Consider the following 26,859-nt stretch of genomic DNA (forward strand, 5'->3'; position numbering starts at 1 on the left):
AAGATGAAAGTGAAACAAACAAAATACATGAAATTGTCAGGTTTAGAACCTTTGGTTTTAAATGAAAACAGCAATTTTATCAATATTGGAGAGCGAACAAATGTAGCAGGTTCTCGTAAATTTTTACGTTTGATAAAAAACGAGCAATTTGATGAAGCTTTAGATATTGCAAGGCATCAAGTAGATGGTGGAGCACAAATTGTCGATATTAATATGGATGATGGTTTAATTGATGGAAAAGAATCGATGGTTCGTTTCTTAAACTTAATTGCTGCAGAACCCGATATTTGTAGAGTACCAATGATGATTGACAGCTCTAAATGGGAAATCATAGAAGCTGGTTTACAAGTTGTACAAGGAAAATGTGTTGTAAATTCTATTTCGCTAAAAGAAGGAGAAGAAAAGTTTGTTTGGGAAGCTACTCAAATAAAACGTTATGGAGCAGCAGTAATTGTTATGGCTTTTGATGAAGTTGGGCAAGCAGATACTTACAAACGTAGAATAGAAATTGCACAACGTTCTTATGATATTTTGGTCAACAAAGTTGGCTTTCCAAGTGAAGATATTATTTTCGATTTAAATATATTTCCTGTAGCAACAGGAATGGATGAACACAAAAGAAATGCCATCGATTTTATTGAAGCAACAAAATGGGTTCGTGAAAACTTAGAAAATGTTTCTGTAAGTGGAGGTGTAAGTAATGTGTCGTTTTCTTTTAGAGGAAATGATGGTGTTCGTGAAGCAATGCACTCTGTTTTCTTGTATTATGCCATTCAAGCAGGTATGAATATGGGGATTGTAAACCCTGCTTTGTTAGAGGTTTATGATGATATTCCAAAAGATTTATTAGAACGTGTAGAAGATGTAATTCTCGATAGAAGAGATGATGCAACAGAGCGTTTATTAGATTTTGCAGAAACTGTAAAAGGCTCTAAAACCGAAAAAGGAGTAGATTTATCTTGGAGAGAAAAACCATTGCAAGACAGAATTACGCATGCTTTGGTAAAAGGAATAGATGCTTTTATTATTGAAGATATAGAAACTGCAAGACAACAAGCAGCAAAACCCATTGAAGTTATTGAAGGTAATTTAATGATTGGTATGAATGTGGTTGGCGATTTATTTGGCGCAGGAAAAATGTTTTTGCCTCAAGTAGTAAAATCTGCTAGAGTAATGAAAAAAGCAGTAGGTTATTTAAATCCGTTTATTGAAGCAGAAAAAGGAGATAAACAAGAACCTGTTGGTAAAATATTAATGGCAACTGTAAAAGGTGATGTACATGATATTGGTAAAAATATTGTAAGTGTTGTCTTGGCTTGTAATAATTATGAGATTGTAGATTTAGGAGTGATGGTTCCTCCAGAAAAAATAATTCAAACGGCTATAGATGAACGAGTAGATGCAATTGGTTTAAGTGGATTGATTACACCTTCTTTAGATGAAATGGTGTATTTAGCAAAAGAAATGCAACGTCAAAATTTTGTATTGCCTCTTTTAATTGGAGGTGCAACAACATCTAAAGCACATACAGCTGTAAAAATAGATACCCAATATAAAAATGCAGTTGTACATGTAAATGATGCATCTAGAGCTGTAACTGTTGTTGGAGATTTATTAAACAAAAAATCTAGTCATTTATACACTGCAAAATTAAAGAAAGATTACGACGAATTCAGAACCAAGTTTTTAAAACGAGGTAAAGAAAAGTCTTACATTTCTATTGATGAAGCTCGCAAACGTAAATATAAAATCGATTGGGAAACATCAGAAATTGTAAAACCAAAATCTTTAGGAATTCAAACATTAGAACAATTAAGTTTAAAAGAATTGTTGCCTTTTATAGATTGGAGTCCGTTTTTTAGAAGTTGGGATTTACATGGAAAATTCCCAGCTATTTTAACAGATAAAGTTGTGGGTGAACAAGCAACCATAATGTATGAAGAAGCACAACAAATGATTGCCGAAATTATTGCAAATCAATCTTTAAAACCTAAAGCGATTTTTGGATTATTTGAGGCAAATACTATAAATGATGATGATATTTCTGTTCAGAAAAAAGGAAAAGAAATTGCTGTTTTTAGAACTTTACGTCAACAATTAAAGAAGAGAGAAGGAATTCCAAATATTGCTTTATCAGATTTTATTGCGCCCAAAGAAACCAATAGAACAGATTATATGGGTACTTTTTGTGTGGCAATTTTTGGTGCGCAAGAATTGGCAGACTCATACAGAGCTAAAGAAGACGATTATAATGGAATTATGGCACAAGCAATTGCAGACAGATTTGCAGAAGCTTTTGCAGAATATTTGCACAAACAAATTAGAACAAAACATTGGGGTTATGATTCAGATGAAGGTTTAACAAACGACGATTTAATAAAAGAAAGTTATAAAGGAATTAGGCCAGCACCTGGTTATCCTGCTTGTCCAGATCATTTAGAAAAAGAAACGATTTGGGATTTATTAGATGTAGAAAATAAAATAGGAGTAAAGCTAACAGAAAGTTTAGCAATGTGGCCAGCTGCTGCAGTTTCTGGATATTATTTTGCAAATAAAGAAGCTAAATATTTTGGTTTAGGTAAAATTACAGATGATCAATTAACCGATTTTGCAGAAAGAAAAGCAATTAAAAAAGAAAAAGCAAGAAAGTGGTTACATCCTAACCTAGCAGAAGAATAACAACTAAAATAAATTAACAATTTGTTTTATTTTAACTAACATACATTATAAGTAGAAATAAGAATTTTGCAGAAAACAAATAAGATGAAAAGACATAAACTAGAACTAGTGTTTTTTTTAAAGCTTTTAACCTTAACTGTAACTGCATTAACAATCGCTTATTTTCTATAAAATACTGAAATAAATTCAGCATAAATGAAAATTACAGAACACATCAAAAAAGCAAACGGAAAAACATTATTTTCTTTCGAAATTATTCCACCAAAAAAGGGAAAAAGCATTCAGGAACTGTATAACAATATAGATCCTTTAATGGAGTTTAACCCTCCTTTTATAGATGTAACCACTTCTAGAGAAGAATATGTTTATGTAGAAAAAGAAGGTTTGCTAGATCGAAAAATGACAAGAATGCGTCCTGGAACTGTAGGTATTTGTGCTGCAATTAAGCATAAATATGATGTAGATACTGTTCCACATGTTTTGTGTGGAGGTTTTACAAAAGAGGAAACAGAATATTTATTGGTAGATTGCCATTACTTAGGCATCGAAAATGTAATGGCTTTAAGAGGAGATGCTATGAGTCATCAAAAGTATTTTGAAGCTTCAAAAGGTGGGCATCAATATGCAAAAGAATTGGTTGCTCAAATTCAGAATTTAAATTGCGGAAAATATTTACACGATGTTATTGAAGCTGATAATTGTGCCGATTTTTGTATTGGAGTTGCTGGTTATCCTGAAAAACATTTAGAAGCACCCTCTTTACAGAGCGATCTAAAACGTTTAAAAGAAAAAGTAGATGCTGGTGCAGATTATGTGGTAACTCAAATGTTTTTTGATAATAATAAGTATTTTCAGTTTGTTGATGCTGCAAAAAAAGCAGGAATTAACGTGCCAATTATTCCAGGAATTAAACCATTGGCTGTAAAACGTCATCTGCAATTATTACCTCAAGTTTTTAGAATTGATATTCCTGAACCCTTAATTAATGCAGTAGAAAGTTGCAAAAACAATAAAGATGTTCGTCAAGTTGGGATTGAGTTTGCTATTCAACAATCTAAAGAATTATTGGCAGCTGGTGTGCCAGTTTTGCATTATTATTCTATGGGTAAAAGCGATAATATTCAGGCAATTGCGAAAGAATTATTTTAAGGGAATACGAAATAAATTTTACTGTTTTTACTAAAAATGAATTGTACATGATTACGAAATATTCGATATTTATTATTGATGAAATTTAATTAAAAATATATAAATCAGATTTTTTTATTGATTTGTTATAATTTATAAAATTAGTGTTTAAACCCTTTAAGCATAAACACAATTGATACATAAATAGTAAAAAGCAATTTTTTTAACCGCCAATAATCTCTAAAAAGACTATTTTTGCTTATTAAATTTAAAATAATAATCTAAAAATATATATCATGGCATTAGAAATCACAGACGCAAATTTCGAAGAAATAGTATTAAAATCAGATAAACCAGTTTTAGTAGACTTTTGGGCTGCTTGGTGTGGACCTTGTAGAATGGTTGGACCAATCGTAGATGAACTTCATACAGAATATGAAGGGAAAGCTGTTATTGGTAAAGTAGATGTTGATGCAAACCAAGAATTTGCAGCTAAATATGGAGTTAGAAATATACCAACTGTCTTAATTTTTAAAAATGGAGAAGTTGTTGATAAACAAGTAGGTGTTGCTCCTAAAAAAACATATTCAGAAAAAGTTGATGCTGCTTTGTAGTCTCAATTAACAATTTATAATATTGAAAAGGTTTGGCTAACGCTAAACCTTTTTCTATTTTAGTGAAACTCAATTTTTTAAAAGTTGCAAAGCAACGCATTAAAAATTGTAAGTTGAACTAACCCCGCTTTTTTAGCGGGGTCTTATTGTAACATTTCGATAAGTTATTATAAATTAAATATTTATAATTAAAAATTGTTAGTTAAATTAATCCCGCTTTTGGTGGAATTTTATTGTGAATATTTTTATAATTATTTGAAATTATTCTTAGATTTTTTAAAGTTTTATAGAAATTGTTAAGCAAGTTAAATTCTGATTTTAAAAATTACCATTAATGAAATATATTTTATACTCCTTTCTTTTTCTTTTTTTTATTTCATGTGATAAAAAACAAGAACAACTAACCTTAGAAACAGGAATTTCTCACGAATTAGCTACCTATAGAAAACAACAAATTGCTGATGTTGTTTATAATTTGCACTTTAAAATTCCAAAAGAAAAAACCAGCACAATTTCATCTAATTTAGAACTCAATTTTAAGGTAGAAGATTTAAAGCAGGATGTTTTTCTCGATTTTAACGAAGAAACTTCAAAACTAAAATCGATAAAAGTAAATGATAAAACATCAACAATTAATCATCAAAAAGAACACATCATTATAGATAAATCGAATTTGGTTTTAGGTGCTAATCAAATTGAAATTTTATTTGATGCAGGTGAAACGTCGTTAAACAGAAATGAAGAATTTTTATACACTTTATTAGTGCCTGATAGAGCAAGTACGCTGTTTCCTTGTTTTGATCAACCAGATATTAAAGCAAAATATAATTTACAAATAACAGCACCAAAAGATTGGAAAGTTTTAGCTGGTGGTTTTAAAGAAAGTGCTTTAGAAACTGATGATTTTATTAAACATACGTTTGCAACATCAAATTTAATGAGCACGTATTTATTTTCTTTTGTTGCTGGAAAGTTTACAGAGGAAACTAAAAATCCTGGTGCTTTTAATATGCGTTTTTTATACCGAGAAAATAACCAAGAAAAAATACAAGAAAGTGTTGGTGAGGTGTTTAAAATTCATCAAAATTCAATTGATTTTTTAGAAAATTACACTGCTGTAAAATTTCCATTTCAAAAAATGGATTTTGCTGCAATTCCACCTTTTCAATATGGAGGAATGGAACATGTAGGTGCAATTCAATATCGTGAATCTTCTTTGTTTTTAGATGAGAATGCTACACAAACACAAAAATTAGGCAGAGCAAAGTTAATTGCGCACGAAACTTCGCACATGTGGTTTGGAGATTTAGTAACCATGAAATGGTTTAATGACGTTTGGATGAAAGAGGTTTTTGCCAATTTTATGGCAGATAAAATTGTAAATCCTGTATATCCAGAAATAAATCACAGATTGAGTTTTATGATGACACATTACCCAAGTGCGTATTCAGAAGACAGGACCAAAGGAACCAATCCTATTCGTCAAAATTTAGATAATTTAAAAAATGCAGGTTCTTTATATGGTAGAATTATTTACAATAAAGCCCCAATAATGATGCGTCAATTAGAGTATTTGTTGGGAGAAGAAGCATTTCAAAAAGGCATTCAAGAATATATAAAAACCTATCAAAATACAAATGCAGATTGGTCTGAATTAGTTTCAATCTTAGATAAAAATTCCTCAGAAGATATTAAAAAATGGTCAGAAGTTTGGGTGAATTCCTCAGGAAGACCCATTTTTACAGAAGAACTAGCATATGATGAAAAGGGAAATATATCTAAATTTTTCCTTCACCAAAAAGCAGAAGATGGTTCAGATAAAATTTGGACACAGTCTTTTAAAATTCAATTGATTGATGAAAAAGGAAACACAAAAGAGGTAGAAGTTACAAATATGGGCAAGACTTTCGATGTTTCATCTTTTGTAAAAGATTTTAAACCTGTTCAAGTTTTATACAATACAAACGGATTTGGTTATGGTGTTTTTCCTATTGATGAAAATAAAATTGAGTTTTATCAAGAGATCAAAGAAGAGGTTTCAAGAGGATCTCAATTTATCAATCTGTATGAAAATATGTTGATTGGAAAAGTGGAACCTTTAAAAACCTATCAAGTATTTTTAAATGCCATTAAGATTGAAAAAAATGAGTTGATTACAAACTATTTATCAGGAGTAATTCAGCATATATTTTGGACTTATTTAAATGAAGAAGAACGAGCTACTGTTCAAGTTAAAATAGAGAAAGAAATTTCTAGTTTGTTGAATGAAAATTTATCATCAAACATAAAGAAAACACTCTTTAATTTATACCAATCTGTAGCTTTTAATCCAGTTGGTTCTGAAAAATTATATCAAATTTGGGAAGAAAATAACATAATAGAAAATTTGTTTCTAAACGAAAGCGATTATTCTTCTTTAGCAATGAAATTGGCAATTTATAAACATCCTAAAGCTAAAGAAATTTTAGAAGAACAGCAAACAAGAATTTCAAATGCAGATCAATTAGAGCGTTTTAAATGGTTGTTGGCTTCTCTTTCTTCGGATGAAAATGTGAGGGCTAGTTTTATGACATCACTTCTAGAAAAAGAAAACCGAGAAAAAGAGTCTTGGGTGCAAACGGCTTTAAATAATATGCATCATCCATTAAGACAAGAATCTTCAATAAAACATTTAAAATCTATTTTAGAAGTATTAGAAGAGGTACAATTAACTGGTGATATTTTCTTTCCAAAAGGATGGTTGGCGAGTTCTATTGGTAATTATTCAAGTGAGGAAGCCGATCTTATTTTAGAGGAATTTTTAGCAGAGAATTCTAATTATAACCCTATTTTGTTAAAGAAATTACAGCAAACTACAGACGATTTAATAAGAGCGCAAAGAATTAAAAAATAATGAAGGTATCCGAAGTAAAATCATCAGAAATTAAAAATTTAGATTTACTTGCGAAACAAGTGGTAGAGGGTTTTATTACAGGGATTCATAAAAGTCCTTTTCACGGATTTTCGGTAGAGTTTTCTGAACATAAATTATATAACAAAGGCGAAAGTACACGTCATATAGATTGGAAATTATTCGCAAAAACGGAAAAACTCTATACAAAAAAGTACGAAGAGGAAACCAATTTGCGTTGTCATATTATTATCGATAATTCTGCATCAATGAATTATCCAATATTAAAAACACAAACTATAGATAGTTTAAACAAGGTTGGTTTTTCTGCAATTGCAGCAGCTTCTTTAATGGAAATCTTAAAAAGACAAAGAGATGCTGTTGGTTTAAGTATTTATTCAGATTCATACGAATATTATGCGCCAGAAAAAGGGAGTGATCGTCATAGAAATATGTTGTTGCATCAATTAGAGCAGTTGTTAGTCTCTAATTCTACAAGTGCTACAGAAACCTATCAATTTTTACATGAGATTGCAGAAAAGATGCACAGACGCTCTTTAGTTTTTTTATTTACGGATATGTTTCAAACTTCAAAAGAAGACGAAGTGCTTTTTGAGGCTTTACGTCATTTAAAATATAACAAACATGAGGTGGTTTTATTCCATACTTATGATGGGAAAACGGAATTAGACTTCAATTTTGATAATTCTCCGAAAAAATTTGTTGATGTAGAAACTGGCGAAGAAATAAATGTATTTGCAGAAAATGTTCAGCAAAAATATAATGAATTAACTACTAATTATTTTAAAGAATTAAAAAACAAATGTTTACAATATAAAATTGATTATGTTCCTGTAGATATTCACAAAGGATTTAACGAAATTTTGACTTCATATTTATTGCAAAGAAAAAATTTTAAATAATTTTTAAATTTATGTTTGCATATATCAAAATGTGTGTTATATTTGCACTCGCTTTAAGCAACGGTTTGGTAGTTCAGCTGGTTAGAATGCCTGCCTGTCACGCAGGAGGTCGCGGGTTCGAGTCCCGTCCAGACCGCAAAAAAGCAAATTAAAATCCTTAACAATCTGTTTTTACAGAAAGTTAAGGATTTTTTAATTATAATCTAATTCGGAATTAATTAGTCTTCTTAAATTTACACCATTTTACCCAAATTAACTTGTAAGTATAAATTATTTTTTCGATTGTATAATTCTTGATCTTTTACAATCAATTTTAGAATTAAAGAAATTAGTGACTACTTTCCGTCAAAATCAAAAACTATAACTTCTGTAGTAATAGTTCCTTTTTTTAATTTAATGTCTTTTGTCGTTATTTATAAATTTTAATGTTTACAATATTAGGTATTTTAATAGGAGTTATTAAACAACCCTCTAATTATCGGAAAATATTATTCTTGAGGTATTTTTCTAAGGATTTTGATTATTTTCCTGTATAGAAATCATTTCATAAGGAAGAATAGACAATATTCATTAAATGGGCTTTTGCAAAATAGAAGTGAAGAAAATTGTTTAAAATAAAAAAATCAGAATAAAACATTTTATAATTTTATTCTGATTTTCCTAATATGAAATAGTTTTTGAGAACTTTATAAAATTACTCTAAACTTTCGTGAAAATTAATACCAATCATTTTCCAACGATTTTGCATTTTCTTTAATCCAATTACAAAATTATTATAATTTTTATTTTCTTTAGAAGTCCAGCCAACTTCTGCATAAGCAGCCAATCTTGGGAAAACTTGATTATTCATTTTTTCTACAGTTGGAATCCATTCGCTCCACATTTGACAACCAGAACCTAAAATTTTATCGTGATATTTTTCATCTAAACCTTCTGGAATTGGATCAAAAGAATATGCTTTTGAAAGTGGTATAGATTTGTAAGTATAATCTAAATACGTCATAGAATGTAATGAATTTACAACTTCATGACCACTTGTTACAGCTTTATTTACCAAATCTAAACTTCCTTTCCAGAAATGAATAATTGCGTTGTCAGACAATTTTTGTTTTACTTCCATGTTAGAATTTTCATGTTCTTTATGAACATTATCTCCTAAAATTTCATTCCAACCCATCATTCTATGGTTATTATCTTCCATAAAATTAGAAATCTCATTCGTGAAATAAATTTGTAAATCTGCAGGAGATGATAACCCTTCTTTTTTGATTTTATCTTGAATCATTTTAGAATTTTCCCACGTTTTAAAGTTTACCTCATCACCACCAATATGTACTACATTTTCTGGAAAAAGTTCAAAGACTTCCGTTAAAACATCTTTTAAAAATTGCACAACCTTAGGGTCTGACACATTGTAAGAATCTGGTAATTTTCCAAATTCTTGAGTAACTTCTGAAGTAGTTCCTAAAATTCCTAACCAAGGATAAGATGCAATTGCAGCAGTTGCATGACCTGGCATTTCTATTTCCGGAATAATTTTTATATGTCTTTCTTCTGCATATTTAATGATTTCTTTTATTTGTTTTTGAGTGTAAAAACCTTCATGAGAAAAACCGACTCTTTCTGGGCTTTTTCTTTTTGCTTGGGTGTCTTTCCTATAACTTCCAATTTTGGTTAAATTCGGATATTTCTTAATTTCAATTCTCCAACCTTGATCATCTACCAAATGCCAATGAAAAACATTCATTTTTAAGACAGACATTTCATCTAGTAAGTTTTTTACAGCTTCCATTCCTTTAAAATGGCGAGATTCATCTAGCATAAATGAACGCCAAGAAAAACGTGGTTTATCAGAAATTTCGACTATTGGAAAATCTACATTTTTATTTTTATAATTTTTTTTTCCAAAATCTGAAGGTAATAATTGTTTAAAAGACTGGATTCCATAAAATAAACCTGCTTTTGAAGCACCTTCTATAACAATTTGATTATTTTTAGATGATAATTTATATCCCTCTTTTCCAAGATTTTTTTCTAAATCTTGATTGATGTATAATTTAATTCCACTTCCTTTTTTTGAGATTTTAGCTTTTTTATCAAACCCTTCTTTTAGGATTGAACAGAGAATTTTTGCTTCTTCTTTTGTTTCTTTAGTAGAAATGATTTTAACATCATCATTCAATATAAAAAAACCTTCTTCTATGGAAATTTCTAAGGGCTGTGGAACTATATGGATTTGACTTTGTAAATTGAATCCGAAAAAAATCAATAGAATTACTGTAAATTTTAGTTGTTTCATTTTCATCTTAAGAGTTTTTAATAAGATCAGAAAAAACAATTTCCCCATCTTTAATTGTTTGCTTTATTTGTATTCCGTTTATGTTCTTTTCAAACAAAACAAAATCTGCTTTGTAACCTACTTCTAAAAAATTGTTAGAAGTTCCGAAAAGTGCTTCAGTTGGCTTTATGGAAGCCATATTCCATGTATCTTGTAAAGACGTTATTTGTTTTTTTACTAACTGATTTACACACCAAAGTAAAGATTGTGCTGAACCTGCAAGCATATCTATATTATCTTGCATACATAATTTTCCATCTTCATTTAACTCAACATTACCACCAATATGACTTTTATAAGTGCCAGAAGGTAACCCTGCAAAAGAAGTTGCATCACTAACTAAAATACTTTTATTGGGTTTCGTTTTTAAAAATATTTTTAATAATGAATCTGGTAAATGAAATCCATCTGCAATTAGTGTAGACCACAATTTTTCTGATGCTAATTGCTCAAAAATATAATTTTTATGTCTTGGTAACATTGCATGGCAACCATTACCTAAATGTGTGGACATAGTTGCACCAGCTTTAATGGCATTTTGAATTTGTTCTGTAGTTGCTGCTGTATGACCAATGGAAACAATTACACCAGATTTTATACATTTTTCAATAAATTCGGTTGAATTTTCCCATTCTGGAGATAACGTAATTATTTTAATTTTTCCGTTTGCTGCTTTTTGCCATTTTTCGAATAAATTCCAGTCTGGAGCTTGAACAAAATCTTTTGAGTGTGCACCTCTTGGTCCATCTTGAAACGAGATAAATGGTCCTTCTAAATGAATTCCGCCAATACAAGCATCTGTTTTTTTAGAATTGTTACAAGCAGTTGAAATTGTTGTTAAAAGCAATTCTATAGCTTCTGAACTATTTGTGATTACTGTTGGATAAAAACTTGTAATTCCTTTTTCTAAAAGAATGTTACAAATTTCATGAACATCAGTAATTTTTAAATCTAAACTATTAAAATCAATTCCTTTAAAGCCATTTATTTGTAAATCTACCAAACCAGGAGCAACAAAATAATTTGTATCCAAAGTTTCTATTATTTCAGATATAGCACAAATTTTTCCATTTTCAACATCAACAGAAATTGGTTTATTTGTTCTATAATCTAATGCCTTAAAAGTTTTATTTTTAGACATCTTTTTTACTTTTTAAGTTTAAATGTAATTCTGTTACTCTCTCTGGAACAGGTTTTTTACTTAGAAAACCTACAGTTATAAATATAATTAATGAAGCTAAAATTGGTGCGCCCATTTCTAAGGAAAGCGGCTTTTCTGGAATCATTTTTAAAATAACGAAAACAAGTAAACCACCAATTATAGAACTTATGGCAGCAACACTTCCGCTTTTTTTGAAAGCTGGTAGTAACCCTAAAATCATTGGTACAGAAATTGGACCTAATAAAGCTGCAAACCAAGTAACAATTAAACCGAAAATTCCGCCAAAACTACTTGCATTCAATCCGACAAGAATCGTTATAAAAGTGAAACAAAATGTACAGATTCTCGCCAAACGTAATTCTTTTTTTTGTGATAAATTTCTAAACTTCGGAAATAAATTCGGTAATATATCTCTACAAATAACAGACGAAATTGTGTTAGAATCTGATGAGGTCATCGAAAGTGTATTTGCAAACATAGAAGCCAAAACCAACCCTAGTAAACCAGCAGGTAAAAACTTTTTAGCCATTAAACCATAAGATAATGTTGGATCTGAAAGATTTTCTAAAAATAATGGCGCCACAAACATTGGGTATAATAAAATTAATGGCCAAATTAAATACAATATAGAAGATAAAATACCTGCTTTTTTAGCAACCTTAGCAGAAGATGATGAAATAAAACGCGTTGCTAAATTCCAAGTTCCACCACTATAACTAAAGAAATTTATAAGCAACATTGCAAATGCAAAAGCAATTGTGTAGGGATCATTAAAAAAGTCTGAATTTCCTTCAGGTAATTTATCCCAAACAGTTGTAATACTCATAAAACCATCCTCTGTATTTAAAAGAATAACAACAAACATGGTAATTCCTGCTAATAATTGTACGATAAATTGCGCAAAATCATTCCAAACATCTGCCCATAAACCACCAATTGTAATGTAGATTAATGATACAATTCCAACTAGTAAAATTCCGAAAGTTATTGAAGTTCCACTAAAAACATTTAGTAAAATAGCGATAGCTGCCAATTTTCCACCAGTATCAAAAACTTTAATTAAAGAACCAACCCAAGCAATTAATTGTTGTGTTTTTAAATCATAACGCATTAATAAATATTCTGTAGGCGATTGTATGTTGGCAAATTTTCTTAGTCTAGACCAACGTGGAGCAATATAAAAAGCAGCTAATAATGTTGCTATAGAAACTGTAAAAGCCCACCAAACATAAAGTGTAAAACCATGGGTATATGCAATACCTGCGTAAGCAACAAAAACGGCTCCACTATAACCAGAAACATGGTGAGAAACACCAGATAACCACCAAGGTAATTTTCCACCAGCTGTATAAAAATCTGCCGAATTTTTTACTTTGGAATATGCCCACAAACCTATAGATAATAAAAGTATAAAGTAAAATGCGAGAACTATCCAATCTAGTAATTCCATATGTGTTATGTTTTTTATATTTTGATGAGTTGCTAATAGACTTCTAATTTACTAAATCAATAACAACGTTAGTTCACAAATCTAACTAATTTTTTATATTTATGCAAACGTTTGCATAAATATAAATCTACTAAAATCTAGTTATTTTAATAAAAAAAATAATAAAACTTTTGAGAATGATATTTTTTTTGGAAAAATAACATTATAATTACGTTACCATTTAAAAGTAAATATATTTTACAGCAAACGTTTGTTATTTAATAATGAAAAATAGAGTTACCTTAAAAGATTTAGCGAAAGAACTTAAATTATCTCCTTCTACAATTTCGAGAGCTATAGGAGGGCATCCTGCAATAAGTGATGCTACCAAAAAAAGAGTCAAGAAAAAAGCAGAAGAATTAGGTTTTACACCAAACTCAATTGCTGCAAGTTTTAGAAATAAAAAAACACGTTCTATTGGTATTATTGTTCCAAGAATTGATATTCATTTTCACTCTTTGGTCATTAGCGGAATTGAAGATTTTGCTTATAAAAACGATTATAATGTTACTATTTTTCAATCTAAAGATTCTTTAAAAAGAGAAAAAGAGATTACAAAAATATTACAAACAAGAATGGTTGATGGAATTATAGGCTGTTTAAGTATTGAAACAGAAAATTGTGATCATTTTAAAAAATTTAACAAGTTGGGTGTTCCCCTTGTTTTTTATGATCGAGTTCCCACAGATTTTGATGCAAACAAGATTGTTATTAATGATTTTGAATCTGCATATACTGCCACAAAACATCTAATAAAAAGTGGTTGTAAAAAAATTGGACACATTGCTGGAAGTCAAAAAACCAGTATTTTTAAAGCTCGTTTAGAAGGGTATAAGGCTGCTTTAAAAAAATATAAAATTCCTTTGGATGAATCCTTAATTATGTACACCAAAAATTTAAGTTATGATGAAGGTGTTTCTAGTGCAAAAAAATATTTAAATCTACCAGAATTACCTGATGGAATTTTTTGTGCCAACGATTATTCTGCAGTGAGTGTTATTCAGGTTTTTAGAAAAGCAAACATAAAAATTCCGGAACAAGTAGCTATTGTTGGTTTTAGTAATTACCCAATTTCTAGAATTATTGAACCGAATTTAACAACAATTAATGATCGTGCTTTTCAAATGGGGGAATCTTCTACAAAGCTACTTATCAGAAAAATTGAAGATGAAAATGATATTATAGATTCTGAAATTATTACCCTTAAAACTGAGCTAATTATTAGAGAATCTTCTAAACTAAATGCTTAATATCTTATTTTATTTTTACCAAACGATTGTATAAAACTTTTACAGGCTGAATTCTCAACTCATTTTGGTTTTTCAATTCAGAATCATATAAAAAACCTTTGTTTAATTTAGTAAATCTTTTATTTAGTTTTTTAGCATCTTTTAAGATTTCGTCTAATTTATCAACTAGGGTAGTAGTTTGAGACTGTTTAAAGTTTACAGAATTAAGTGCTTCCACTACTTCTTTAAAATCTAAATAATGCATTCTTAAATCTGCCATTAATTTAAAATGTTCAAATTCTTTTTTATTTTTAGTAGGATTTACAGCACATAAAGCATTTCTAATTTTACCAAAATCAGCTAACATTTGAGCAACATTTTTGCTTTTTTCTGGTTTTCCGTTTGTAATTAATTCAGGTTTAGCAAATATAAAATTAGATAAACTTTGAGCTTCATTTTCGTTTAAACCAAATTGACTTTTCCCATACTTTAAAACAAATTCTTTCGCTTCAATTGGTGTTTTACTTGCTAACGCATCTGCATAGCTGGCAATTAAAATTCGGAAACCAGAAAGTGGATATGTATTTCTAATTTGTTCCATATCAATTACATCATAGTTTACATCCCAAGTAAAACCATAAACGCCAGTTGTAGACCAAGATGTCATAACAATTCCTTTGTAATTTGCTTCTCTTGCGTATGGAATAAACTCCTTTTGGTTCTTAAAATGTGTGGTCCAGTCTGTAACATACCAATTATCTGGATGACTTCTAATAGATGGTGAACCCCAAAAAGTAAATCCTTTTTTCTGAAGTTCTGGAACATCACCAAAATGATTAATTCTCCAACCATAATTCCAATCTACAAAAATGGTTTCTTTAGGTAATTCTGATGCTGCTTCTGGATGTTTTAAAATAATATCTGCCCACATTACAGGTTTTTTTCCTGCTGCAATGACCAATTCAGTAATCATTTTCATGTGATCTACAAATAATTTTGATTTTCCTTCCTCTTCAACTTTTTTCTTGCATTTTTCATCATGCCCTAAAAGGTAAGTTTCATCTCCACCAATATGAATATATTCTGATGGATGTGTTGAAGCTAAATCTCTAAATAATTCTGCAAATAATTCTTTATTGTCTGCAACTTCCATTGGGCACAATTGAGAAATATCTTTTCTGTCTTCCTTTAAGTTACTATATCTTGGATTTCGTAAAATATATTCCACATGTCCTAATGTTTGTTGCAGTGGAATTACATCAATATTTAAGGTTTTACAGTGTGCAATAAAATCTTTTATTTCTGCTCTTGTGTAAGAATATTCGTTAGAAATTGCGACATGATTTTCAAAAGGATACGTTCCTTCCCATTCTAAAACTAATGTATTCATGCCCATTTTAGAAAGTTCTGTAGCAAATTCTTTTAATGCATTTGGCGTCATTACTTGAATTCTTAAATCTAAATGAAACCCTTTTACATCAAAATTATTTTCATTTTTTTGAGCAGAAGTTTCTATAGAACTTACTATGATTAAATTTATGATTAATAGGAAGTTTAGAATGGATTTAATGTTCATATTTATCAATTTAAATAGAGAGAATTTTTATTAATTTTGTTGAAAAACGTGCCTTAAATTATTTTAAAGTGCTTTCGTGATTTCTTTATTTTTTGAGAATGCTTTCTCATCAAAATAAAATTTACAATCAGGATGTGTTGTTAATATTGAAGCAGGACAAGCTGTAGAAATTACGCCTGAAAGTGTATTTTTTACTGCTTCACTTTTTTTAGTACCTAAAACTACACAAAATAAGTGATCTGCATTCATTAAAGTTGGTATTGTTAATGTAATTGCTTTTTCAGGAACATCATCAAATGTATCAAAACAAGCATCATTTACTTGTTGAGTTCTACATGCTTCATCTAATTCTACAACCTTAATAACTTTTGGGTCGTTAAAATCTGCAACTGGTGGATCGTTAAAGGCAATATGTCCGTTTTCGCCAATTCCTAAACAAACAATGTCTATTTTTTCTTCGGATAAAAGCTTTTCATACCTTTCTAATTCTTCAGCGATACCATTGTGAACATTAATAGTGTTTTTCTGTTTTACTGTAACTTTCGAGAACAAATGATTTTCTAAATACGTAGAAAATAATTCTGGAGCATTTTCTTTTAATCCAATATATTCATCCATATGAAATGCTACTATTTTGCTCCAATCTATTAATTTAGAATTGGTTAAATAGTTTAGCATTGAATTTTGAGAAGGTGCTGCTGCAAAAATAATTCTTACCTCCTTTTTTGTTTGTAGTAATCTTACAATACAGTCTTCTACAGCTTTTCCTGCTGTGTTTCCTGTTTTTACTTTATCAGAAGAGACAGTAATGTTCTGATTAAATTTTATCATTATTTTTCTTTTGTATTTGTTTTAGGGATTTTTCTTTTCTATAAGAGAAATTAATCAACAGAAAAGTATTGATTGTTAGAAATTAGTTTTGGGGGAACTAGTTCAAACGTATTTTATAAAATTTCTATACGATCAATAATCATTTCTGCTGATTTATTATCTGATGGTGCACTTCCTCTGAACAACCATAAGTTTATTTTAAAACGTTCTTCGTTTTCTGGTGGAATATTACTTCCTGTATATGTCCAAGTATTTATTACATCTTTAGATTCTGGAGTTAATGTATGACCTTGATAACTACCAAACTCAATTTTATCTGCTTTCCAATCAAAAAAATGTGTGGATAGATCAGTATTTAAGTTGAGATCAAATCTGGTTTTATTTCCAGTTAAGTGAGAAGGCTGAACTGCAAATTGAGAATTTTCATTATTTGATTTTGACCATTTAGAAAACTCAATATCAATTTCTTCTTCATCATTTTTATAAGTAAATATTCCTGCAACAACATTTTCATCTAATGCTTCAACATCACTTGCTACATAAACTACATATTTTTTGTATCCAAATGTTTTTCTTAAAGTTACACCAGAACAATACCAATTACCACCATCTTGTACTACTTTTAGATGTAATCTTCCTTGATCATCTACCCAAACATTTTCTTCTGAATCTGAAAACAAATTGGGTCCAGGCCCTTGTTTTGTTTCATCTGAAGTTCTTACAACCCATTCATAACCAGAGAAGTCTATAATTCTAGTTTCTGGTTCTACAGGATTATCTTGTACTTCTGAATTTTTCGCACATGAATTTATTAAAATCAGTATAAAAAAAGAATACAATAGAATGGATAGAGATTTTTTCATTAAGTTTTATTTTTATTGTACTGTTATGTTAATATCAAAAGCAGGTAAGCTTGCACCAGCTTTATCTTTAGTTGTTACAGTAATTTTATCGTCTGTACCATTACCATTGTTAATATATACAACATTCATAACGTCTACATCTTCTTGCGTAAATGATTCACCAGCCTGTAATACACTTGCTCCTCTAATAAACCAACCATTTTGTGGTGCTTGTTGAATGGTAAAACTAATGTCTGCAGCTGTTGCTCCAGAAACTTCTAAAACATTACTATTTAAAGCGTACGCTTCTCCACTATTAACTGTAAAACCAGTATTTCTTTCAATAACTAATGTTGTATTTCCTGTAGCAAAACGTGCAATTAACATAGATGGCAAATTACCTCCTGTATTTTCTTTTGTCCAGAATTCATCTGTTTCATCTTTTAGATTTTCTTGATCTAACATAAATGCAACTTTTCCATTATGAGTTAAATCTTTATAGTAATCTAGAATATCAAATTGAAAAGCAGAGATTTTTGATGTAGTTATTGAAGCAATTGGATCTGTGGTTGGGAAAGGTGCATTATCAAACGTAATTCCAGATTCTGTCCAAGTAGTATCTTGCACTGCTAAAATATCAAAATCAATACCTTTTGCAGCCGTAAATTTTACGTTTAGCTCTAAATTCATTTCAACAATTACGCCTTCTTTTGTAAAATCTTTTAGATTAAACATTAAAAAACCTTTTCTTAAATAATCTTTATTTGATGCACTTTTTACTTTAATACGATCTTCTGATCCATAATTTCTACCAGAACTACCACCACCATTTACATATGAATCTGCAATTGGATAAATTGTATCTCTAACAATATCTGGATCTGGAGAAGCTGGTGTTAAACGTGCAGAAAAGAAAATTATATCATCTAAAATATGAACAACACCATTTGTAGGTTTTATGTTAGATGTTATGATTGTCCATTGCTTATTAGTTCCTTCGTTTATTAATCCTGTATAACCACTTGTTCTCGATAAGAAAACAGTTTGTCCATTTTCACTAGTGTAAGGTAAAGGATTGTTTCTTTCAGAAATATTAGGATCATCAAAAGAAACGACTGCATTTACAATATGATATTTTAATGCGTTTCTTAAAATTGGAACTGGAACTTCTGATAAATCTTGATACGAATTATTTGCTAAATAATTTTTAAAAGCTTCATTTGTTGGTGCAATAAATGTCTTTTTTTCTGCAGCTTCATAAAAACTTTGTATACCAGTTAGTGTTATTGCTTCTTCTAGCAATGCTAAAGAATCGTTTTGTTGAATAAACTCCCAAGCGTTTATAGTTAATGGAGTATTTGAATTGGACTTTTTATAAGAAAAATCTTCTTGAACTTCACAACTAAAAAAAGTACTTAATACAACTGAAAAGAAGATTCCAATTGTGAGATACAGTAATGTTTTATTATTTTTCATTATTTCTGAATTTTAATTATTTAATGCATTTTTAGGAATAGATACTTACCTGTAAAATTGATTTTGTATCAAATTAGGGTTTCTATTAATAGCGTCTTCATGAATTGGCCAAACCAAATTTTCTGGATCGCTCAAACCATTTATAGGGTTCATAGTATTTATAGCTTTACCTGTTCTTACCAAATCGAACCATCTATGTCCTTCAAAAGATAATTCTATTGAACGTTCATGCAGTATTGCAGATTCTAAATCTCCATATAAAGTAGTTGCTGATGCTAATGTTAAAGCTGGAAGACCTGCTCTATCTCTTATCAAGTTTAATAATCTTAAAGCTTCAGTTGTGTCTCCTAATTTGTTATGAGCTTCTGCTTTTAGCAACATAATATCTGCTAAACGTATCAAAACAATATTGTTTCCTGAAGGATCTGCACTTTCGTCATTAAAACCTTGTCCGAAAAATTTCCATATTTTTCTTGGATCTGCATCTGTTGTATCATAAATAAGATCTTTTCTTAAATCTCCAGTTTCAAAAGAATTTTTGAATTTTTCGCTTGGAAAATAATCACTATCAGCTCCAATAGCATATAAAACTCTTAATGCATTTGTTTGTACTTCGTTATAACCTACTTCGAAAATACTTTCGTTAGAATAACCTGATGTAAAAATTCTAGACCAATCATTTATAGAAACTAAAGAGTATAAACTGTTATCTAATACTTTTTCTGAAGATTCTATGGCTGCATCATACTGATTTCTCCACATATATACTTGCGTTAATAAAGCATGTGCTGCACCTTGTGTAAAAAGAATTCTAGAACTATCACTAGAAAAAGTTACTCTACAGTTTTCTGATGCAAAAATTAAATCTTCAACAATTTGATCAAGTACAACCTCTTTATCTGTTTTAGAAATAAAGAATTCTTGGTCAACACTTTCATAAGGTTCTGTAATTAAAGGAACATCTCCCCAAACTCTAACTGCATAAAAATAAGATAATGCGCGAAGTGCTCTAGCTTGTGCAATTAACTGTAAGCTAAATTCACTTTCTGTTTCAAAAACAGTTGGTACGTATTTAATAGCATAATTAGCACGACTAACTGTTTCGTAAATGCTATTCCATCTTGCAGAAGTTATACTTTGGTTTAAAGTGTTTTGTTGTAATGCTAAAGGATCTCCAGCATGGTTTGTATTTACTGCATCTGCTCTACCTTCTCCCCAATAAGAAAAGTTAACTCGAAATGTAGATTGTGCTGCATCATAAATTCCATAAACACCCGATTGTGCATCGCTTGAGTTTTTGTAAAATCCTTGCCCTGAAAAGCTACTTACTGGATCTTTCTCTAAAATATCTGAACAAGAGAAGAATATCAGCATTAATAATCCACTTAATAAAATTGGTTTTATATTTTTTATATTTTTCATAATTCTTTTTTTAAAATCCAATGTTTAATCCTAAAATAAATGTGCGACTTTGAGGGTAAGAACCTTCATCAACACCTTCTCTTAATCCGCTGTAAGAATTTACATCTGGATCAAAACCTGTGTAACGTGTCCAGGTTATTACGTTTACTGCAGATGCAAATAATTCAACTTTTCTTAAGCCTAAATTTTCAACAACATTATTTGGTAAGTTATATCTAACGTTAATGTTTTTTAATTTAATATAAGAACCATCTTCTACCCAACGACTTTGAATTCTACTGTCTGATTGAAAAGGGTCATCTCTAACTGGTCTTGGAAAATCTGTAATATCTCCTTGATTTCTCCATCTAGTTAAAGCGTCTGTAGAAAGGTTGTTATATCTTACAACAGAGTTTCTTTGATGATTAATTTCACTATAAATATCGTTTCCAACAGAATACTGTAAGAAGAAACTTAAACTAATTCCTTTATAAGAAAAGTTGTTAGTAATACCTCCAAAGAAATCTGGAGTTGCATCTCCAATTATTTGTCTATCGTTGTTGTCTATAATATTATTTCCATCAACATCATCCCAAATAGGGTCTCCACCTTTAAAAATTGCTCCTAAAGCTCCGTTTGTAACTTGGTTTTCATTGTCTGAATCACTTGCATAAACACCGTTAAATTTCCATCCGTAAAAAGTACCAATTGGGCTTCCTTCTTTTAAAATATGATAATTACCATTTTGGATAAAACCGTTTGTTAATACGTTATCTGGTAAATCTGTAACTTGATTTCTATTTGAACTAATATTAAAATTAGTACTCCATTTAAAATCGCCTACGAAGTTTTTAGAATTTATAGAGAGTTCGACACCTCTGTTTTCTATGCTACCAATATTTTGGGTTACTGTAGAAAAACCTGTTGTTCTTGGAACAGGAACGTTAAATAATAAATCGTCTGTGATTTTTAAATACACATCTGTAGTTACTTGTAATCTATTATTTAAAAAAGATAAATCTAAACCTGCATTATATTGTGTACTTGTTTCCCAAGTTAAACCAGAATTTGACATTACTGATGGAGCAGCTCCAGAAAAATCTAAATAATTTGTTCCTACTGCAAATTCTCCTTGTGCAGTGTAATTTCCTATAGATTCATTTCCTGTTTGTCCTGCTGTTAAACGAATTTTCCCATCATTTAAAAAGTCTAAGTTTTCAAGAAAATCTTCATCAGAAAAACGCCATCCTAAAGCAACAGAAGGAAAATAACCAAACCTGTTATCTTTACCAAATCTAGAGGAACCATCTGCTCTTATATTTGCTTCAAATAAATATTTCTCTTTATAATCATAAGCTACTCTTGCAAAATAAGAAAGTATTGAATGCTCTGTAGTAATATTTACATCTTGATTAGAGATGGTTCCTGCACCATTTAAGGTTGTAATATTATCACTAGAAAAGAATTCACCATCCAAACCAGTTCTTTCATATTGCCAATTTTGGAAACTAATACCTAACAAAGAAGAAAAGTTATGATCTTCTGAAATTGCTTTATTAAAAGTTAAAAAAGTTTCATTTCCCCAAGTTAAATTGCTAATAGCTCTTACTTCTCCACTGTTAAAACCAGGTCTATAATCTAAAGAAGCTGGAAGAAATTTATCTTCCTTCATTGATAAAAAGTCTAAATTAATATTACTTCTTAACTTAAGGCCTTCTATAATATTATATTCTCCATATTGGTTTGCTATAATACGATTTGTCTTGTTATTGTTTGTTGCCAATTCAGCTAATCCAACAGGATTTCTTCTACCAAATTGATATCCGTTATAAGATCCATCAGGTAAAAAATTTGCAAAAATTGGAGGACGAACTAATAATTCTCTAACAATACTTAAATTGTTAGTTCCACCTGCATTTATTCTTTTATTAAAACCGTTTGTGTAAGAAATACTCTGTCCAAAAGTTAATTTTTCTGAAGCTTTAAAATCTACATTTAAACGAGATGTAACTCTTTTATAATTTGAGTTTAAAATAATACCATCTTGACTTAAGAAAGAAGAGCTCCATGCGTATTTTACATTTTCAGATCCTCCTCTTACAGATAAATCTACTTTATATTGTGGTGCAACTCTTAATAATTCGCTTTGCCAATCTACATCACCATTATTTCTAGGATTTAAAGAATCCAAAACAATTCCATTAGGCACTGTAGGATTGTCCATATTTGCATAAGAATCTAAGATTAATTGTCTGTACTGTGTTGCATTTAAAACACTTAGTTTTCTAGTAATTTCACTTACACCTGTTAAAATGTTAACATCAATTTGTGCTTTACCAGATTTACCTCTTTTGGTAGTAATTAATACAACACCATTTGCAGCTCTTGAACCATAAATTGCAGTTGAAGCTGCATCTTTTAATATTTCTATGGATTGAATATCACTTGGGTTAATATCTGATAAAGGGTTTAAACCAAAATTTTCTGTTCCGTTTAAAGAAGACAAAGAATTTGATTCGATAGGCACACCATCTACCACATAAAGTGGAGTGTTTCCTGAATTTAACGATGAATTTCCCCTAACTTTAATAGACATTCCTCCTCCAGGAGCACCAGAGTTTGATACTACTTGTACACCAGCAGCTCTACCTTGTATTGCAGAAATAGGGTCTTGTGCATTAGATTCTGCAATTGCCTCACTACTTACAGAGGCTATAGATCCTGTTAAATTTCTTTTCTTTTTCTTTCCATAAGCAACAATTACTACTTCGCTTAATTCATTAGAAGCTGCTGATAAAGTAACATTTAAAATTTTTTCATTTTCTATTTTTACTTCTAATTTATCGTAACCCAAATAGGAAAACAATAAAATATCGCCTTTAGAAATTTGACTAATACTATACATTCCATCTAAATCGGAAGTAACACCTTTAGCAGTTCCTTTTACACTTATACTAACACCTATTAAAGATTCTCCTGTAATATTATCTGTAACTTTTCCAGTTACATTAAAATTTTGGGATTGTCCATTAGTGGCAATTGTAAAAAAAACGAAAATAAAAGGAATAAATAACTTGTTTAAAAACTTCCATCTTAGGAAGTTAGAAAGCAGATTTTGAGTATTTTTTTTCATAAATTAAAAGTTTGTTTATTCTATAATTTTGTCAAATATAACATTTTATTAATTCTATGCAAACGTTTGCACTTAAAAAATTTAAATTTTATGGAAAATATTTTATTATTTACTATAAACTCTTTAAAAAAAAGTGCTAAGTGTTATTTTATATATGCAAACGTTTGTTTTCTTTTTACTTAAAAATATAATTTTTGTCTTAAATAATTATTTAAATGAAGTAATTTTAAAGAAAATGCTAAAAGTTAAAATAATTTTTTGCATTAAAATAGGAAACATCATTTACAATATCACCTAAAAAAGAAATATCGTTTGGTAATTCTCCATTATAAACATCTTTGCCAATAAGATTGCAAAGTATTCTTCTAAAATAATCGTGTCTGGCATAAGAAAAAAGACTTCTACTGTCTGATAACATTCCAACAAAACAAGACAATAAACCGACATTAGACAAGGTGTTAAGTTGTTTTTCAATTCCGTCTTTTTGATCCATAAACCACCAAGCCGCACCAAATTGAACTTTTCCTTTTATAGAGCCATCATTAAAATTACCAACCATAGATGCTATTAACTCATTATCTCTTGGGTTTAAATTATATATAATTGTCTTTGGAAGTTTACCTTCTTTATCTAATCGATTTAAAAAAACTGATAATGATAATCCTTGGTTAAAATCTCCAATACTATCTGAACCAGCATCATTGCCAAGTAATTTAAAGAGTCTAGAATTTGTATTTCTCATTGCTCCAAGATGTAGTTGCATTACCCAATTTTTTGAGGCATACATTTTGCCTAACTCGAATAATAAAGTCGATTTGTAAATTTCTATTTCTTCTTTTGAAATTTTTTCTCCAGAAATTCGCTTCTTAAAAGTTTTATCTGAAATACTGAAGCTTAATTTATTGACATAACAATGTTCTAAACCATGATCTGAAATTCTACATCCATTTTCATGAAAATAATCGATACAATTCTTTAAGGTGTTTAATAAATCTGAGAAATTTAATATAGAAGTGTTTTTGGCTTCACTTAATTGTGTAATATAATTTACGAAAGAGGTTTTTTCTATATGAATTGAATTATCAGGTCTAAATGTGGGAAGTAGTTTAAAGCTACAATCATCATTTTTAATTTTTTGATGATTTTTAAGATCAGAAGAAGGGTCGTCTGTTGTTACTGCAACTTCAACATTAGCGTTTTTGAGAATATTTCTGGCAGCTAAGTTGTTAGTGCTGAGTTTTGCAGCTGTTTCATTAAATATTATTTCTGCATTGTTGGAGTTTAGCAATCTTTCTTCGGATAAAAAAATCTTCAATTCCATCTGTGTCCAATGATATAATGGATTTCTAATTGTAAAAGGAACTGTTTTTGCCCATTTTTCAAATTTTTCAAAATCACTAGCTTCTCCTGTAATATATTTTTCAGAAATCCCAAAAGTTCTCATGGCTCTCCATTTAGAGCTGTCACTTTCAAGCCAAGCTTGAGTTAAGTTTTCATATTTACGATTATTTGCAATATCAGCATCAGAAACATGACTATGGTAATCTATAATGGGTTGTTTTTTAGCGTAATCATGATAAAGTTGTTGTGAAATACTATTTTCTAATAGGAAATCATCATTTAAAAAAGGCTTTATTTTCATATCGGAAACTATCTAAAATGTTTTGTAATTGTGTTGTAAAGTTCAAACGTATAAAAAATAATAAGAAAAAACACTATAAATTTGGTATTATGCAAACGTTTGCATAATTTTGAAATAAATATTTACACTTATTTTATTTTTAATTAAATAAAAAAAAGATTTATGCTTACATCTTAATATATTATAAAAATGCAACAAAAAAACAATACCACAGCAATTATCATTATTGCAAGTTTATTTTTCATATTTGGTTTTGTAACCTGGATTAATGGCGCATTAATTCCTTTTATGAAAACAATCAATGAACTTACAGATGCCCAATCTTATTTAGTAGCATCTGCAAGTTATATTTCTTTTGTGGTGATGGCTTTGCCAGCTTCTTATATTTTAAATAAGATTGGTTATAAAAAAGGCATGTCTTTAGGGTTGGTAATTATGGGGATTGGAGCTTTGGTATTTATACCAGCAGCAGAAGCAAGAACGTATTGGGTTTTTCTAGCAGGTATTTTTATTCAAGGTTTAGGAATGACGATTTTGCAAACAGCCTCAAACCCTTATATCACAATTTTGGGTCCTATAGAAAGTGGTGCAAAGCGAATTGCCATTATGGGAATTGCAAATAAAACTGCAGGTGCATTAGGTTCTCTAATTTTTGGAGCGTTGTTATTATCTGGAATTGATGACACCAAAGAAAAATTAGCGGGTGTAACTTTAGAGGAAAAAAATGTACTGTTAGATACGATGGCTGATAGCGTTTTTATGCCTTATATAATAATGGCAATAGTGCTATTTATATTAGGTGTTTTAATTAGAAAAGCCCCTTTACCAAATGTAGAAGCAGCAGAAATCGAAGAGATTGTAGAAGGAAAAACAGCAAAAACAAGTATTTTTCAATTCCCAAATTTATGGTTGGGTGTATTGGCACTTTTTGTTTATGTAGGAGCCGAAGTTATTGCTGGAGATACAATTATTTCTTACGGAATTTCACTTGGTTTTACAGGAGAAGAAGCCAAATATTTTACAACTTATACATTATTAGCAATGGTTGCCACGTATGCTTTGGGGGTTTTCTTAATTCCTAAATATGTAAAACAAAAAACAGCTTTAATTGCAAGTGCTATTTTAGGAATTGTGTTTAGTTTTTGCATCTTAAATACTACAGGTTTTATATCTGTTTTATTTGTGGCAGGCTTAGGAATTGCAAATGCCTTGGTTTGGCCAGCAATTTGGCCCTTAACATTAGAAGGCTTAGGGAAATTCACAAAAACAGGTTCAGCCTTATTAATCATGGCAATTTCTGGAGGTGCCATCATTCCCCCTTTATATGGTAGAATTGTAGATGCTAACAAACAAGAATTAATGATCAATGGTTTGCAGGAAGCAGCAGCAATGGCATCAGCCTCTACTAGTAGTTATTGGATTTTAATTCCTTGTTATGCAATTGTGTTAATCTTTGCGATTTGGGGACACAAAATAAAAAATTGGACAAAATAATAAAGTAGTAAT

The 26,859-nt window shown here is 29.8% G+C and carries 17 protein-coding genes and 1 tRNA gene; 8 read left to right on the forward strand and 10 right to left on the reverse strand.

The genetic code is table 11. The features are described 5' to 3' along the window. Positions 1-3: 3 nt before the first annotated feature. From metH to LPB03_RS14060, 6 genes are all read left to right on the forward strand, one after another. Positions 4-2,679, forward strand: a complete 2,676-nt coding sequence (gene metH, locus LPB03_RS14035; RefSeq protein WP_065320485.1) for a methionine synthase — start codon at positions 4-6, stop codon at positions 2,677-2,679. Positions 2,680-2,874: 195 nt separating this feature from the next. Beyond that, positions 2,875-3,828 (forward strand): methylenetetrahydrofolate reductase [NAD(P)H], encoded by a 954-nt coding sequence (gene metF, locus LPB03_RS14040; RefSeq protein ID WP_065320484.1) that lies wholly within the window; start codon positions 2,875-2,877, stop codon positions 3,826-3,828. 275 nt (positions 3,829-4,103) lie between these two features. Further along, positions 4,104-4,421, forward strand: a complete 318-nt coding sequence (trxA, locus tag LPB03_RS14045; protein WP_065320483.1) for a thioredoxin — start codon at positions 4,104-4,106, stop codon at positions 4,419-4,421. A 334-nt stretch (positions 4,422-4,755) separates the two neighbouring features. Further along, positions 4,756-7,314: a M1 family metallopeptidase gene (locus LPB03_RS14050; protein WP_065320482.1), complete on the forward strand. Its 2,559-nt coding sequence runs from the start codon at positions 4,756-4,758 to the stop codon at positions 7,312-7,314. Then, a complete protein-coding gene (locus LPB03_RS14055; RefSeq protein ID WP_065320481.1) occupies positions 7,314-8,234 on the forward strand; it encodes a DUF58 domain-containing protein in 921 nt (306 codons plus the stop codon). The genes LPB03_RS14050 and LPB03_RS14055 overlap by 1 nt, the downstream gene beginning before the upstream one ends. A 62-nt stretch (positions 8,235-8,296) precedes the next feature. After that, positions 8,297-8,370: transfer RNA gene (locus tag LPB03_RS14060), tRNA-Asp, on the forward strand. Between the two features lie 558 nt (positions 8,371-8,928). Here LPB03_RS14060 and LPB03_RS14065 read toward each other — a convergent pair. From LPB03_RS14065 to LPB03_RS14075, 3 genes are read right to left on the reverse strand one after another with little or no spacing between them, the layout of a single operon-like run. Continuing rightward, a complete protein-coding gene (locus LPB03_RS14065; RefSeq protein ID WP_083187360.1) occupies positions 8,929-10,533 on the reverse strand; it encodes a beta-N-acetylhexosaminidase in 1,605 nt (534 codons plus the stop codon). 7 nt (positions 10,534-10,540) lie between these two features. Then, positions 10,541-11,713 carry an N-acetylglucosamine-6-phosphate deacetylase gene (locus LPB03_RS14070; protein WP_065320479.1) on the reverse strand — a complete coding sequence of 391 codons (1,173 nt, stop codon included), beginning with the start codon at positions 11,711-11,713 and terminating at the stop codon, positions 10,541-10,543. Then, the gene (locus LPB03_RS14075) at positions 11,706-13,184 is read right to left on the reverse strand and encodes a sodium:solute symporter family protein (protein WP_065320478.1); all 1,479 of its coding nucleotides are present in this window, start codon (positions 13,182-13,184) and stop codon (positions 11,706-11,708) included. Before LPB03_RS14075 ends, LPB03_RS14070 begins: the two co-directional genes overlap by 8 nt. A gap of 263 nt (positions 13,185-13,447) precedes the next feature. Between LPB03_RS14075 and LPB03_RS14080 the strand changes: the two genes are divergently transcribed. After that, positions 13,448-14,473, forward strand: coding sequence for a LacI family DNA-binding transcriptional regulator (locus tag LPB03_RS14080; RefSeq protein ID WP_065320477.1), 1,026 nt, complete (start codon positions 13,448-13,450; stop codon positions 14,471-14,473). A 4-nt stretch (positions 14,474-14,477) separates the two neighbouring features. Here LPB03_RS14080 and LPB03_RS14085 read toward each other — a convergent pair whose 3' ends face one another. The 7 genes from LPB03_RS14085 to uxaC all read right to left on the reverse strand — a co-directional run bounded on the left by LPB03_RS14085 (position 14,478) and on the right by uxaC (position 25,353). Further along, the gene (locus tag LPB03_RS14085; protein WP_065320544.1) at positions 14,478-16,028 is read right to left on the reverse strand and encodes a family 20 glycosylhydrolase; all 1,551 of its coding nucleotides are present in this window, start codon (positions 16,026-16,028) and stop codon (positions 14,478-14,480) included. A 63-nt stretch (positions 16,029-16,091) separates the two neighbouring features. Then, positions 16,092-16,859: a glucosamine-6-phosphate deaminase gene (locus tag LPB03_RS14090; protein WP_065320476.1), complete on the reverse strand. Its 768-nt coding sequence runs from the start codon at positions 16,857-16,859 to the stop codon at positions 16,092-16,094. 113 nt (positions 16,860-16,972) lie between these two features. Beyond that, positions 16,973-17,722 (reverse strand): glycoside hydrolase family 16 protein, encoded by a 750-nt coding sequence (locus LPB03_RS14095; RefSeq protein ID WP_065320475.1) that lies wholly within the window; start codon positions 17,720-17,722, stop codon positions 16,973-16,975. Positions 17,723-17,734: 12 nt separating this feature from the next. Then, positions 17,735-19,177 carry a CBM96 family carbohydrate-binding protein gene (locus LPB03_RS14100; RefSeq protein WP_083187351.1) on the reverse strand — a complete coding sequence of 481 codons (1,443 nt, stop codon included), beginning with the start codon at positions 19,175-19,177 and terminating at the stop codon, positions 17,735-17,737. A gap of 45 nt (positions 19,178-19,222) precedes the next feature. Then, positions 19,223-20,599, reverse strand: a complete 1,377-nt coding sequence (locus LPB03_RS14105; protein ID WP_065320542.1) for a RagB/SusD family nutrient uptake outer membrane protein — start codon at positions 20,597-20,599, stop codon at positions 19,223-19,225. Positions 20,600-20,609: 10 nt separating this feature from the next. Then, positions 20,610-23,711, reverse strand: coding sequence for a SusC/RagA family TonB-linked outer membrane protein (locus LPB03_RS14110; protein ID WP_065320474.1), 3,102 nt, complete (start codon positions 23,709-23,711; stop codon positions 20,610-20,612). Positions 23,712-23,949: 238 nt separating this feature from the next. Next, entirely contained in the window at positions 23,950-25,353 is a 1,404-nt protein-coding gene (gene uxaC / locus LPB03_RS14115) for a glucuronate isomerase (RefSeq protein ID WP_065320473.1), read from the reverse strand. Between the two features lie 189 nt (positions 25,354-25,542). Here uxaC and LPB03_RS14120 point away from each other — a divergent pair, with 189 nt between their 5' ends. Continuing rightward, the gene (locus tag LPB03_RS14120; protein ID WP_065320472.1) at positions 25,543-26,847 is read left to right on the forward strand and encodes a sugar MFS transporter; all 1,305 of its coding nucleotides are present in this window, start codon (positions 25,543-25,545) and stop codon (positions 26,845-26,847) included. Positions 26,848-26,859 lie beyond the last annotated feature (12 nt).

Origin of the sequence: Polaribacter vadi (genome assembly GCF_001761365.1) — a bacterium.
GTDB lineage: Bacteria > Bacteroidota > Bacteroidia > Flavobacteriales > Flavobacteriaceae > Polaribacter > Polaribacter vadi.